Annotated in this window: 12 protein-coding genes and 2 tRNA genes; 7 read left to right on the top strand and 7 right to left on the bottom strand. The window is 67.8% G+C overall.

Annotated features, from left to right (window positions below; translation table 11 throughout):
* Positions 1–57 precede the first annotated feature (57 nt).
* Together ectA and A5694_RS17870 are read right to left on the bottom strand one after the other, a co-directional pair.
* Complete coding sequence (ectA, locus tag A5694_RS17875; protein WP_064923610.1) at positions 58–606, bottom strand: diaminobutyrate acetyltransferase; 549 nt, start codon at positions 604–606, stop codon at positions 58–60.
* Between the two features lie 25 nt (positions 607–631).
* Entirely contained in the window at positions 632–1,906 is a 1,275-nt protein-coding gene (locus A5694_RS17870) for an MFS transporter (protein ID WP_082952734.1), read from the bottom strand.
* Between the two features lie 43 nt (positions 1,907–1,949).
* On the opposite strand from A5694_RS17870, the gene A5694_RS17865 reads away from it, so the two are divergent.
* The 4 genes from A5694_RS17865 to A5694_RS17850 all read left to right on the top strand — a co-directional run bounded on the left by A5694_RS17865 (position 1,950) and on the right by A5694_RS17850 (position 4,532).
* Positions 1,950–2,747: a fumarylacetoacetate hydrolase family protein gene (locus tag A5694_RS17865; protein ID WP_064923608.1), complete on the top strand. Its 798-nt coding sequence runs from the start codon at positions 1,950–1,952 to the stop codon at positions 2,745–2,747.
* Entirely contained in the window at positions 2,744–4,207 is a 1,464-nt protein-coding gene (gltX, locus tag A5694_RS17860; protein WP_064923606.1) for a glutamate--tRNA ligase, read from the top strand. Before A5694_RS17865 ends, gltX begins: the two co-directional genes overlap by 4 nt.
* Positions 4,208–4,314: 107 nt before the next feature.
* Positions 4,315–4,386 (top strand) — tRNA-Gln (locus A5694_RS17855).
* A 73-nt stretch (positions 4,387–4,459) separates the two neighbouring features.
* Positions 4,460–4,532: transfer RNA gene (locus tag A5694_RS17850), tRNA-Glu, on the top strand.
* A gap of 62 nt (positions 4,533–4,594) precedes the next feature.
* Here A5694_RS17850 and A5694_RS17845 read toward each other — a convergent pair.
* A complete protein-coding gene (locus tag A5694_RS17845; protein ID WP_064923604.1) occupies positions 4,595–5,095 on the bottom strand; it encodes a pyridoxamine 5'-phosphate oxidase family protein in 501 nt (166 codons plus the stop codon).
* A 20-nt stretch (positions 5,096–5,115) separates the two neighbouring features.
* Positions 5,116–5,817, bottom strand: a complete 702-nt coding sequence (locus A5694_RS17840; protein WP_064923602.1) for an IclR family transcriptional regulator — start codon at positions 5,815–5,817, stop codon at positions 5,116–5,118.
* 30 nt (positions 5,818–5,847) lie between these two features.
* Here A5694_RS17840 and leuC point away from each other — a divergent pair, with 30 nt between their 5' ends.
* The 3 genes from leuC to A5694_RS17825 all read left to right on the top strand — a co-directional run bounded on the left by leuC (position 5,848) and on the right by A5694_RS17825 (position 8,756).
* Complete coding sequence (gene leuC / locus A5694_RS17835) at positions 5,848–7,266, top strand: 3-isopropylmalate dehydratase large subunit (protein ID WP_064923600.1); 1,419 nt, start codon at positions 5,848–5,850, stop codon at positions 7,264–7,266.
* A gap of 21 nt (positions 7,267–7,287) precedes the next feature.
* Positions 7,288–7,884, top strand: a complete 597-nt coding sequence (gene leuD, locus A5694_RS17830; protein ID WP_064923598.1) for a 3-isopropylmalate dehydratase small subunit — start codon at positions 7,288–7,290, stop codon at positions 7,882–7,884.
* A gap of 197 nt (positions 7,885–8,081) precedes the next feature.
* Positions 8,082–8,756, top strand: coding sequence for an HU family DNA-binding protein (locus A5694_RS17825; RefSeq protein WP_064923597.1), 675 nt, complete (start codon positions 8,082–8,084; stop codon positions 8,754–8,756).
* A gap of 47 nt (positions 8,757–8,803) precedes the next feature.
* On the opposite strand, the gene A5694_RS17820 is transcribed toward A5694_RS17825, so the two are convergent.
* The 3 genes from A5694_RS17820 to cofC are packed head-to-tail and all read right to left on the bottom strand — an operon-like array spanning position 8,804 to position 12,656.
* Entirely contained in the window at positions 8,804–9,736 is a 933-nt protein-coding gene (locus A5694_RS17820) for an NUDIX hydrolase (RefSeq protein WP_064923595.1), read from the bottom strand.
* A 41-nt stretch (positions 9,737–9,777) separates the two neighbouring features.
* Positions 9,778–11,982 carry an RNA degradosome polyphosphate kinase gene (locus A5694_RS17815; RefSeq protein ID WP_064923593.1) on the bottom strand — a complete coding sequence of 735 codons (2,205 nt, stop codon included), beginning with the start codon at positions 11,980–11,982 and terminating at the stop codon, positions 9,778–9,780.
* A complete protein-coding gene (gene cofC, locus A5694_RS17810; RefSeq protein WP_064923591.1) occupies positions 11,979–12,656 on the bottom strand; it encodes a 2-phospho-L-lactate guanylyltransferase in 678 nt (225 codons plus the stop codon). The genes A5694_RS17815 and cofC overlap by 4 nt, the downstream gene beginning before the upstream one ends.
* Between the last annotated feature and the right edge of the window lie 68 nt (positions 12,657–12,724).

The following is a 12,724-nucleotide window of genomic DNA, read 5'->3' as shown; positions in this document are numbered from 1 at the left end:
CCCCGCTCGATGCCCCCGGCCAGGTCTGCCGGGGCTCTCGTTTGCGCGGTCGTGACCTTACCGAGACCGTTTTGTGATCTCAAGCTTGCCATGCTGTCGCCAGCTTGGCGTGTCTACCCGCAGCGGCCCGATCCGAAACAGCTCTTCGGCCAGGTGTGACTCGGGGAACAAACCGGCCCCGAACAGCTCGGAGCACTCCAGGGTGGCGTCCCAGCGGCGGGCGAAGGCGCTGAAGAGCCGCCGGCTGGCTTCGTTGTCCGGTGTGATCGACGTCTCAAGATGCGTGCCGCCGTCGGCCACCAGGGCGGTCGCCAGATGATCGAGCATCCGTCCGGCCAGTCCCATGCCGCGGTGCGCGTCGTTCACCGCGACCTGCCAGACCATCAGTGTTCCCGGCTGCTCCGGACGGCGGTAGCCGGTGACGAAGCCGGCCGGCTCGCCGCCGACCTCGGCGATCACCGAGCTGGCGGCGAAGTCGCGGCACCACAACAGGTAGGCATAAGGCGCGTTGACGTCGAGGGTGGCGCTGTCGACGGCCATCTGCCACAGGGCCGGGCCGTCCGCCACAGTCGGCGTCCGTAGCTGGATATCAGCCGGGTCAGTCATCCCATCGACGGTACGTGGGGGCGGCTCATCGATTTACCGACGGGTCCGGTGGTGCCTCGGGCGGTACCCGCAACGTCTTCAGCGCCTCGAGCACCGAGCGGCCCCGCGGCTCGGCGCTGACCGGCACCAGCCGCCACGCGGCCAGCGGGAACAGGCCGCACAGCGCGAAGGCGAAGGGATAACCGACGGCGCCGATCAGCGCACCGAACACCGGGGGAGCGATTCCGGCGGTGAGCCGCTGGGTGGTGTTCTGGGTGCCGAGCGCGCGCCCGCTCCAATACGGGCCGGCGATCTCGGCGACCGCGGTCGACGACAGCCCGTTGTCCAGCACGCTGATCACTGCCGCAACCACCATCGCGGCCTCGGCCAGGTGCGAGTGCAGATGATCGGCCACCCCGAGCGCCACCATGGACACCACACCGGCGACGGCGAGGCTGCGGATCGGTCGCAGCCGCGACCTCACCCGATCGGACCATCGGCCGGCCAGCACCCGCCCGGCCGCACCGAGCAACTGCGACACGGTCACCAGAGCGCCGGCGGCGGCGATCGACCAGTCGGTGTCGACGATCAGCCACACCAGCATGAAGGTGGCCAGCACAGCTTGCGGAATCATCAACAGCGCCGAGGACAGATGGATACGCCACAGCACCTTCGAGCCGCTGTAGGGGTTGGCCAACTCCGTGCCGGTCGCCGCGGATCGGGGTCTGCGGGGCGGATCGACCACCCCGATGGCGCACGCCACCGCCGCCACCGCGCACAGTGTCGCCGGGAACATCAGTGCCCGGGCCAGGCCGTGCTCGGCCAGTTCCGGAATTACCTCGGCCCCCAAGGCGATTCCCAGTGGCTGCGCAGTCTGCCGGATCCCCATCACCAGACCGCGCTGGTGCGGTGGGAACCAACCGGTCACCAGCCGGCCGCTGGCGCTGTTGGCGCTGGCGGCGGCCATACCGCCCAGAAACAGAAACGCGCCCACCCCGATCAGCGAGTGCATCGACGCGGCCCCGAAGGTGGCCAGCGCGGTCAGTGCGGATCCGACCGACAACACGATCCGCTCACCGATGCGGTCCAGCAGGGCGCCCCAGGCGAACAGGGTCAGCACCATGCCGAAGCTGGGCATCGACGCCAACAGACCCGCCGCTGCCAGGTTGGTGTCGCGCTTGGTCTCCAGCATCGGGATGACGAAGGCGATGCCGTTGATGAACACGAACGAGCACAGCGTCGCCGCCAACGCGACGATCATTACTGACCAGCGTGCCGCGGTGCTGATCGGCTGCGTGGACACTTGGTCATGGTTCCACATGCCGGCCCCGGTCGGGGTGCCGGCGAACACTAGGCTTGGGCGAATGCGCCTAGGCCGAATTGCCAGCCCGGACGGCGTCGCCTTCGTCAGCTTGGAAGGCGATCCGGACCGGCCCGATGACCTGACCGCGATGACAGCCCGCGAGATCGCCGAGCACCCGTTCGGCACACCGGAGTTCACCGGCCGGTCCTGGCCGCTGGCCGACGTGCGCCTGCTGGCCCCGATCCTGGCCAGCAAGGTGGTCTGCATCGGCAAGAACTACGCGGCCCACATCGCCGAGATGGGTGGCGCACCACCGGCCAACCCGACCATGTTCCTCAAGCCCAACACCGCGATCGTGGGGCCGAACGTGCCGATTCAGCTGCCCGCCGACGCCTCCCCGGTGCACTACGAGGGCGAGCTGGCGGTGGTGATCTCGCGGCCGTGCAAGGACGTTCCGGCGGCGCGGGCTCGCGACAACATCCTGGGCTACACCATCGGCAACGATGTCTCGGCCCGCGACCAGCAGCAGGCCGATGGGCAGTGGACCCGGGCCAAGGGCCACGACACCTTCTGTCCGGTCGGGCCGTGGATCGTCACCGACCTCGACCCGGCCGACCTGGCGATCCGCACCGAGGTCAACGGGGTGCTCAAGCAGGACAGCCGCACGTCGCTGATGATGCATGACGTCGGCGCCATCGTGGAGTGGATCTCGGCGGTGATGACCCTGCTGCCCGGCGACCTCATCCTCACCGGCACCCCCGACGGCGTCGGCCCGATCGAACACGGTGACACCGTGTCCGTCTCCGTCGAGGGCATCGGAACCCTCACCAATCCGGTTATCCGCAAAGGAAAGTCGTGACTGCACCTGCTGTTCGCGTCCGGTTCTGCCCGTCTCCGACCGGCACGCCGCACGTCGGCCTCATCCGCACCGCGCTGTTCAACTGGGCCTACGCCCGACACACCGGCGGCACCTTGGTGTTCCGGGTCGAGGACACCGACGCGCAACGCGACAGCGAGGAAAGTTATCTGGCGCTGCTCGACGCCCTGCGCTGGCTGCACCTGGACTGGGACGAGGGCCCCGAGGTGGGGGGCCCCTACGGCCCCTACCGGCAGTCGCAACGCGCCGACATCCACCGGGACGTGGTGGCACAGCTGCTGGCGGCGGGCGAGGCCTACGAGGCGTTCTCGACGCCGCAGGAGGTCGAGGCCCGCCATATCGCCGCCGGTCGCAATCCGAAACTGGGCTACGACAATTTCGACCGGGACCTCACCGACGAACAGCGCGCCGGTTATCTGGCCGAGGGCCGCAAGCCCGTCGTGCGGCTGCGGATGCCCGATGTCGAGCTGGGCTGGCACGACCTGGTGCGTGGGCCGACGAGCTTTCCGGCCGGCACCGTCCCCGACTTCGCGCTGACCCGGGCCAACGGGGATCCGCTGTACACATTGGTCAACCCGGTTGACGACGCCATGATGAAGATCACCCACGTGCTGCGCGGCGAGGACCTGCTGCCGTCCACGCCGCGCCAGATCGCGCTCTACCAGGCATTGATGCGTATCGGAGTGGCTGACCGGATTCCGGAATTCGCGCACCTGCCAACCGTTTTGGGTGAAGGAACGAAAAAGCTGTCCAAGCGCGACCCACAGTCGAACCTGTTCGCGCACCGCGACCGCGGCTTCATCCCGGAGGGGCTGCTGAACTACCTGGCGCTGCTGGGCTGGTCCATCGCCGACGACCGCGACGTGTTCAGTCTTGACGAGATGGTCGCGGCCTTCGATGTGGTGAACGTCAATTCCAACCCGGCGCGATTCGACCAGAAGAAGGCCGACGCGCTCAACGCCGAGCACATCCGGATGCTGGACCCGCAGGATTTCGCCACGCGCCTGCGTGCCTACTTCGACACCCACGGTCATGACACCGGACTCGATGACGCCGCCTTCGCGACGGCCGCGGCACTGGTGCAGACCCGCATCGTGGTGCTGGGTGACGCCTGGGCACTGCTGAAGTTCTTCAACGACGACTGCTACGCGCTGGACCCGCGCGCCGCCGGCAAGGAGTTGGGCCCCGACGCCGCCCCGGTGCTGGACGCGGCTATCGCCGCGCTGGCCGGTGTGGCGGACTGGACCACCGAGGCCATCGAGGCCGCGCTGAAGGCCGCGCTGCTGGACGGCCTGGAGCTCAAACCGCGTAAGGCCTTCGGCCCGGTCCGGGTCGCCGTCACCGGCGGATTGGTCAGCCCGCCGCTGTTCGAGTCACTGGAGCTGCTGGGTTCCGAGCGCAGCCTGGCGCGGTTACGGGCCGCCCGCGACGGCGTGGGGTGAGCGCGATGAGTACTTCTCGGTAGAAGTTTGGTAGTCTGCACGTCGGCCCACAGCGGCTGGCCCGAAGTGCCCAACCGGCACTCTGACCAGCGGTAATGGTCTGCCAATGGGGTATGGTGTAATTGGCAACACAGCTGATTCTGGTTCAGCCATTCTAGGTTCGAGTCCTGGTACCCCAGCAAAGCCGGTCCGCCGCAAGCGATTAGGCGGTCCGATCGGGTTGGGCTATGCTGACAACCCGGAAATGTTCTAGCCCCCGTCGTCTAGCGGCCTAGGACGCCGCCCTCTCACGGCGGTAGCGTGGGTTCGAATCCCATCGGGGGTACAAGTCAAAGGCCCGCACCTGGAACGAAGGTGCGGGCCTTGTGGGTTTCGGGGCGGACGGGCTCAGGTGCCCGCCGGTGCGGTGGATCCGGCCAGGGGCATTGCGGGCAATCCCAGCTTGCGGTGGTCCCAGGACCGGGTGCGCTGTGTGACGATGCGCACAGCCACCCGGTTGTTCATCATCGCGTCGACGCCCGGCTTCATCTCGTCGGTGTAGGGACCGGTGTAGCGCTCCCAGACGCTGACGCCCACCCGGAAGAGAGTGTCCGGGTCGTCGATGATCTCCGCGACGCCTTCGAATGACACCCCGCGCAGGGTGTCGTAGGTCTGGCCGTCCTCCAGCAGGAAGCTGACCCGCGGGTCACGGCGCAGGTTGACCGCCTTCTGCGACTTGGCCTTGGTCTCGAGCCAGATTTCGCCGTCGAGGACCGCGTACCACATCGCGGTCAGGTGCGGCTGGCCGTCGGGGCCGATGGTGGCCAGCGTCCCGGTGCGGTGGCTGGTGACGAAGTCGGCGACCTCGGCGTCGGTCATGACGATCTGCGCGCGCTGCTTGGTTCCCATCCCAGCAGTTTGGCAGGCGGCTATAACCGGGCGGTGAGCGCGTCGGCGGCCGCAAGGAGGGCCGCCGCCCAGCGCGCCCCGGGGCGCCGCCCCATCCGGTCGATCGGGCCGGACACCGAGATGGCCGCCACTACCGTGCCGCGTTGGTCGCGCACCGGTGCTGAGACGCTGGCCACTCCGGGTTCGCGTTCGGCGACGCTCTGCGCCCAGCCCCGGCGGCGCACGTCGGCCAGGGCGCGGCCGGTGAACTTGGCCTCCGCCAGCACTTCCTGCTGCAGCGCCGGTTCGGCGTAGGCCAGCAGTACCTTGGCTGCCGAGCCGGCGGTCATCGGCAGCCGGGCGCCGACCGGAACGGTGTCACGCAGCCCCGCAGGCGGTTCCACTGCCGCTACACAGACCCGCGCGGAGCCCTCGCGGCGATACAGCTGCGCGCTCTCGCCGGTGATCTCTCGCAGGCGCGGCAGCACGGCCGCACCGGCCGCCCGTAGCGGATCGTCGGCGCGGGCCGCCAGTTCACTGACCGCGGGACCGATCTGCCAGCGGCCGTCATCGTCGCGCCCGAGCAGCCGGTGTGCCTCCAGACCGGCGGCGAGCCGGTGGGCGGTGGCGCGGGGCAGGCCGGTGCGATCGCACAGTTCGGCGAGCCCACACGGCGATTCAGCGACCGTGTGCAGCACCACCAGGGCTTTGTCCAGAACGCCGATGCCGCTATGCTGTCCCATATACAGATACTAACGTCTCAGAATGTGAGAATGGTAATGACGCAGCAGCCTCGCACCCTGGCCGAGAAGGTCTGGGCTGACCACGTCGTGGTCTCCGGCGGCGGAACCGAACCCGACTTGATCTACATCGATCTGCACCTCGTGCACGAGGTCACCAGTCCGCAGGCGTTCGAGGGCCTGCGGTTGGCCGGCCGTGGCGTGCGGCGCCCGGACCTGACCATCGCCACCGAGGACCACAACGTGCCCACGGTCGACATCGACAAGCCGATCGCCGACCCGGTGTCGCGCACCCAGGTTGAGACGCTGCGGCGCAACTGCGCCGAGTTCGGCATCCGGTTGCATCCGATGGGCGACGTCGACCAGGGGATCGTGCACATCATCGGCCCGCAGCTGGGGCTCACCCAGCCGGGCACCACCGTGGTCTGCGGCGACAGTCACACCTCCACCCACGGTGCATTCGGTGCGCTGGCGATGGGCATCGGGACCTCGGAGGTCGAACACGTGCTGGCCACCCAGACGTTGCCATTGCGGCCGTTCAAGACGATGGCGGTCAATGTCGAGGGCCGGCTGGCTGAGGGGGTGACGGCCAAGGACATCATCCTGGCGGTGATCGCCCAGATCGGAACCGGCGGCGGCCAGGGCTATGTCATCGAGTACCGGGGCAGCGCCATCGAGGCGCTGTCCATGGAGGCGCGGATGACGATCTGCAACATGAGCATTGAGGCGGGCGCCCGAGCCGGCATGGTGGCTCCCGATGCCACCACCTACGAGTATCTGCGGGGGCGCCCGCATGCGCCCTCCGGAGCGGACTGGGATGCCGCCGTGGCCTACTGGGACAGCCTGCGCACCGACTCAGGCGCGGTATTCGACGCCGAGGTCTTCTTGGACGCATCCGCGCTGACCCCGTTCGTCACCTGGGGCACCAACCCCGGCCAGGGCGTGCCGCTGGGTGCGGCGGTTCCCGATCCGGAGACGATCGCCGACGAGGCCGAGCGGCGCGCCGCCGAGAAGGCGTTGGCCTACATGGACCTTCGCCCGGGGACGCCGATGCGCGACATCGCGGTCGACACGGTGTTCGTCGGATCGTGTACCAACGGGCGCATCGAGGACCTGCGCGCGGTGGCCGACGTGCTGCGTGGGCGGCGGGTCTCCGAAGGGGTACGGATGCTCGTCGTGCCCGGATCGATGCGGGTTCGTAACCAAGCCGAAGCAGAAGGCCTCGCCGAGGTTTTCACCGCCGCGGGCGCCGAGTGGCGTCAGCCCGGCTGTTCGATGTGCCTGGGAATGAACCCCGATCAGCTCGCTGAAGGCCAGCGCTGCGCGTCGACTTCCAACCGTAATTTCGAGGGCCGGCAGGGCAAGGGAGGGCGGACGCACCTGGTGTCTCCGGCGGTGGCTGCCGCCACCGCGGTCCGCGGGACGCTGTCGGCACCCGCCGACTTGAACTGACCGCCATAAAGGAGTTTAGTCATGGAAGCTTTCCACACTCATACCGGAATCGGAGTCCCGCTGCGACGGTCCAATGTCGACACCGACCAAATCATTCCGGCGGTCTATTTGAAGCGCATCACCCGTACCGGATTCGAGGACGGACTGTTCGCCACCTGGCGCACCGATCCGTCCTTCGTCCTGAATCTCAAGCCGTTCGACCAAGGTTCGGTGCTGGTTGCCGGGCCGGACTTCGGCACCGGTTCCTCCCGGGAGCACGCGGTGTGGGCCCTGCTTGATTACGGCTTCCGGGTGGTGATCTCCTCACGCTTCGCCGACATCTTCCGCGGCAACGCCGGCAAGGCGGGGTTGCTGGCCGCCCAGGTGGCCCAGGACGACGTGGAACTGCTCTGGAAACTCATCGAGCAGAGCCCGGGACTGGAAATCACTGTCAATCTTCAAGATCGGAATATCACCGCCGGAACGGCGGTGGTGGCGTTCACTATTGACGACTACACCGCCTGGCGACTGTCCGAGGGGCTCGACGATATAGGCCTTACGCTGCGGAAACTCGATGAAATCGATTCCTTCGAGGCAGCCCGCCCGGGCTGGAAACCGCGGACCGTGCCGGCCTCTTGACGCCGCGTTGACGGTCTCCGGAGGCCTATTTCTGGGCGATTGAACGCCCCCGTCAGCGCCCAAGGGCGGTAACCGGATTGCGGAAATGGCCGATAATCTCATCTGAAATTGCGCGTGGCTCTTGGATATCAGTGGTATCAGGGTTTACCGTGTGCTCTAGTCGGCTCAAGTAGGGCCACTGGTTTCGGAGGGATTGGATGAACAAAGCAGAGCTCATCGAGGTGCTCACAAAGGAATTGGACACCGACCGCCGGTCGGCTACCGATGCCGTGGAGCATTTCGTCAATGCCATTGTGCGCGCCGTCCACAAGGGTGAGAGCGTCACCATCACCGGGTTCGGCGTGTTTGAGCGCCGTCGTCGCGCCGCGCGCGTGGCCCGCAATCCCCGCACCGGTGAGACGGTCAAGGTGAAGCCGACGTCTGTCCCCGCTTTCCGCCCGGGCGCCCAGTTCAAGGCGATTGTCTCTGGCGCGCAGCGGGTCCCGTCCGAGGGCCTCGCGGTCAAGCGCGGCGCCGGCGCCGGTACCACGGCGGCCAAGAAGGCGGCCAAGAAGTCGCCGGCTAAGAAGGCCACCAAGGCCGCCGCGAAGAAGACCGCGGCTAAGGCTCCGGCCAAGAAGGCGGCGACCAAGGCTCCGGCCAAGAAGGCCGCCGCCAAGAAGACCGCGACCAAGGCGCCGGCGAAGAAGGTCACCGCCAAGAAGACCGCGACCAAGGCGCCGGCGAAGAAGGTCACCGCCAAGAAGGCCGCGACCAAGGCGCCGGCCCGCAAGGCCGCGACCAAGGCTCCGGCCAAGAAGGCCGCCGCCAAGAAGACGGCAGCCAAGAAGGCTCCGGCCAAGAAGGCCACGGCACGCAAAGGCCGTAAGTAACAACGCATCGCCGGGCGCCGCGGGGAGCCCCCGCGGCGCCCGGTCGTTTACACCAGGGCGTGCGCCGCCAGCGGGCTGCCGAGGTGGTCGGCGGCGATCAACCGGCCGCCCGACACCGATAGCACCCAGGTACTGCCCTTGCGATTGCGCGACTTGTCCGGGGTGACGCCGTCACGGGCACACCACCACGCGATCAGGTCCGGAATCACCTTGCCCTGGGTGCAGATAACCGGTGTGCCGCCCAGCCGGGCGATCTCCAGCACCCGGCGGCGGCCCTTTTTCGGGGTGTGGTTGTACGCTTCCTCGGTCAGCGTCGGCTCGTTGTGCACGGCCACGCCGAGTTCGGCGGCCAGTGGTTCGACGGTCTGATGACAGCGCACCCGATCGGCCGCGTACACGTCGGTGGCGCCGAAGGCCAGCAGTTGAGCGGTGAGTGCCTCGGCCTGCGCGCGCCCCTTCTTGTCCAGCGGCCGCAGGGTGTCATCGCCGGTGAACCGGGACCGGCGCCCGGCGGTGCCGTGCCGCACCACCAACACCGTTTGGGTGTCTGCGGGAGCCTTGGCGAACCGCCGCAATATCTTCCGGTCGTAGGGGTAGTGCAGTTCCTTCAGCGCCGCGCTGACCGGCAGCCAGACCAGGTCGTCGACCTCGTGGTTGGGCACGAAATCGCCACCCAGCGCCCGTGCACTCCAGTAGCGCACCTTCTTGACGCCCTGGGCGACCGGATAGCTGACCGACCCCAGCCGGCGACCCAGGTGGGCATGCTGGCCGGTCTCCTCGAGGATCTCCCGTACCGCCGTCACCGGTTCGGTCTCCCCGGGATCGACCTTGCCCTTGGGCAGTGACCAGTCGTCGTAGCGGGGCCGGTGGATAAGCGCCACCTCGACGGTCTTTCGCCGCGTCCGCCACAGCACCGCACCGGCGGCGTAGACGATCTTGTCCGCCGGCACCGAGCCGTTCGACGAGGTCTTTGTGGACACTTCACTCCTGCAGGTCAATTCGGGCCTCGTGGACGGGGTGCTCAGGGATTGCGATGTCGTTCCATCAACGACACCTGGTGGTCGCGCACCGTCGCGCCGTCCTGCGGTGCTGCGGTCCACTGCCCGTCCGGGCCGAGTTCCCAACAGCGGGTGGCCGGGTGCATCGCAGAGTCGAATACATCACGCAGTTGAGCGGTCAGGCGCGGATCCTTCACCTGCACCATCACTTCGACCCGCCGGTCCAAGTTGCGGTGCATCATGTCGGCGCTGCCGATCCAGAATTCGTCGATGGCGCGGCACTCGATGATGCGGGAATGCTCCAGGAAACGGCCGAGAATCGACCGAACGACGATGTTTTCCGAAAAGCCCTCGACTCCGGGCCGCAGTGCGCAGATCCCGCGTACCACCAATTCGACCTGCACGCCGGCCCTCGAGGCACGGTAGAGCGCATCGACCACCTGCTCATCGACCAGTGAGTTGAGCTTCAGCCGGATCCGGCCCCCTCCGCCGCTGCTGCGATGCGCGGCGGTCTCGCGTTCGATGCGTTCGATGATCCCGGACCGCACGCCGTGCGGGGCCACCAACAGATTGCGGTACTCCATCTTCCGCGAATAGCCGGTCAATGAGTTGAACAGGTCGGTCAGATCGGCGCCGATGTCCGGGTCGGCGGTCAGCAACCCGATGTCCTCGTAGAGGCGCGCGGTCTTGCTGTTGTAGTTGCCGGTGCCGATATGGCAGTACCGCCGAATCACCGAGCCCTCACGGCGCACCACCAGCGCGACCTTGCAGTGCGTCTTGAGCCCGATCAGCCCGTACACCACATGCACGCCCGCCTGTTCCAGCTTGCGAGCCCACTTGATATTGGCCTGCTCGTCGAACCGGGCCTTGATCTCGACCAGAGCCACCACCTGTTTTCCGGCTTCGGCGGCGTCGATCAACGCGGTGACGATCGGCGAGTCGCCGGAGGTGCGGTACAGCGTCTGCTTGATCGCCAGCACTCCGGGGTCCGCAGCGGCCTGTTCGACGAACCGCTGGACGCTGGTGGAGAACGAATCGTAGGGGTGGTGCACCAGCACGTCGCCTTCCCGCAGGGTGGCGAAAATGCTTTTGGGGGTTTCCCGTTCGGCGAACGCCGGGTGAGTCGCCGGCACGAAGGTGCGGTCCTTGAGGTCAGGGCGGTCCTGGCGGTAGACCTGCCACAGCGACGACAGATCCAACAGTCCGGGTACCTCGATGACGTCGCCGGGATCCACGTCGAGTTCCCGCAGCAGCAGCTCTAACATGCTCTCGGTCATGTCGTCGGCGACCTCGAGGCGCACCGGCGACCCGAATCGGCGTCGCGCCAATTCCCGTTCCAGGGCCTGCAGCAGGTCCTCGTCGCGGTCCTCCTCGACCTCGAAATCAGCGTTGCGGGTGATGCGGAAAGCGTGATGCTCGACGATCTCCATGCCGGGGAACAGCACCGGCAGGAATGCCGCGATCAGCTCCTCCATCGGCAGCAACCGGATCTCACCGGGCCCCTCGCCGCCGGGATCGAGTTCGACGAAACGGTCGACGTTGTCGGGAACCTTCACCCGCGCGAAGTGATTCCCGCCGTCCTCAGGGCGCTTGACCGTCACCGCCAGATTCAGGCTGAGCCCGCTGACGAACGGGAACGGGTGCGCCGGGTCGACCGCCAACGGCGTCAGGACCGGGAACACCTGCTCGTGGAAGTACACCGATAACTGGTCACGTTCGCCCGGTTGCAGATCGGCCCACGTGACGATGTGGATGCCTTCGTCAGCCAACGCCGGCCGCACCGATTCGAGAAAAACCCGCGCGTGGCGGGTGGCGATCTGCTGGGTCTGCTCACCGATCCGGCGCAGTTGCTCGCGCGGCGTCAGGCCGTCGGCCGAGCGCACCGACAGGCCCATCTCGTCGCGGCGCTTGAGACCGGCGACCCGGACCATATAGAACTCATCGAGATTGGAGGCGAAGATCGCCAGGAACTTGGCCCGCTCCAACAGCGGCAGCGAGGTGTCGGCCGCCAGAGCCAACACCCTGGCGTTGAAGTCCAGCCAGCTCAGCTCCCGGTTGAGGTAGCGGTGCGCGGGCAGTTCATCGCCGTCCTCGGTCAGCGGCGCCGCGGTGGCGGCCGGTGGCGCGGTCGGGGTGGCGTCATTCGGGCGCCAGTCGGTCTCGTCGCCGCGCGCCTCGGTCAGTTGGCCGACCTCGATTTCATCCACTCCGAAATCATTACTCATCAATGGGTGGTGCTGCCACCGATCGCCGATTGCGCGAGCGCACGCGTGGTCGCCGGGCCGACCCCCAGACGCCGTGCCACCGCCAGGTCCTCGGGTGTGTCGATGTCACAGCGCAGGCCGGGCCACGCTCCGGTCAGCTCCAATGCGCCGGACTGCCGATGCCGCGCCGAGGAATCCCGACCGAATCGCGGGTCCAGCGGGCTGCCGAACGCGAACAGCGCCGCGGTGCCCATCCCGTGCCGGTCGGCCACGAAGCTGCGCCGGTAGGCGCGGGCGGCGGCGATCGCCTCGTCGAGTTCGTAGGACTGCAGTGCCGGCAGATCACCTTGCAGGGCAACGATATTCGGCACCGATCCAGCCACCGCCCGTTCGGCGGCGGCGAGGGCGTTGTTCAGCGGGTCACCGTGGCCGGTCGGGGTCGGATCCTCCAGCACGTCAGCGCCCAGCTCGGCCGCTGCCGCGGCGGCGGCCTCGTCGGGGGTGACCACGGTGATGTGCTCCAGCCCCTGGGCGGCCGACGCCGCGGTGATGGTGTCGACCAGCATGGCCAGCACCACGGCCTCGCGCAGCGGTGCGGGAAAGGCCGGCGCCAGCCGGGTCTTGGCGACGGTGAGCCGTTTGACGGCGATGATCAGGCCGATACCGGCTTCCTCGGCCATGGAGTTCACAACCGACATCCTGCCAGCGTCGGTACCGGGTTAGGGTGATGCGCCTAAGGGAGGTGGTGTGAGGTGAGCGGCACCGA

The organism is Mycolicibacter sinensis (assembly GCF_001667945.1).
Classification (GTDB): Bacteria; Actinomycetota; Actinomycetes; order Mycobacteriales; family Mycobacteriaceae; genus Mycobacterium; species Mycobacterium sinense_B.
This window is presented reverse-complemented; position numbering and strand designations above follow the sequence as displayed.

Excerpts from the sequence above, each read along its gene's own strand:
- ectA (WP_064923610.1), bottom strand. The coding sequence starts at position 606 with ATGACTGACCCGGCTGATATCCAGCTACGGACGCCGACTGTGGCGGAC.
- A5694_RS17870 (WP_082952734.1), bottom strand. The coding sequence starts at position 1,906 with ATGTGGAACCATGACCAAGTGTCCACGCAGCCGATCAGCACCGCGGCA.
- A5694_RS17865 (WP_064923608.1), top strand. The coding sequence starts at position 1,950 with ATGCGCCTAGGCCGAATTGCCAGCCCGGACGGCGTCGCCTTCGTCAGC.
- A5694_RS17845 (WP_064923604.1), bottom strand. The coding sequence starts at position 5,095 with ATGGGAACCAAGCAGCGCGCGCAGATCGTCATGACCGACGCCGAGGTC.
- A5694_RS17840 (WP_064923602.1), bottom strand. The coding sequence starts at position 5,817 with ATGGGACAGCATAGCGGCATCGGCGTTCTGGACAAAGCCCTGGTGGTG.
- leuC (WP_064923600.1), top strand. The coding sequence starts at position 5,848 with ATGGTAATGACGCAGCAGCCTCGCACCCTGGCCGAGAAGGTCTGGGCT.
- leuD (WP_064923598.1), top strand. The coding sequence starts at position 7,288 with ATGGAAGCTTTCCACACTCATACCGGAATCGGAGTCCCGCTGCGACGG.
- A5694_RS17825 (WP_064923597.1), top strand. The coding sequence starts at position 8,082 with ATGAACAAAGCAGAGCTCATCGAGGTGCTCACAAAGGAATTGGACACC.
- cofC (WP_064923591.1), bottom strand. The coding sequence starts at position 12,656 with ATGTCGGTTGTGAACTCCATGGCCGAGGAAGCCGGTATCGGCCTGATC.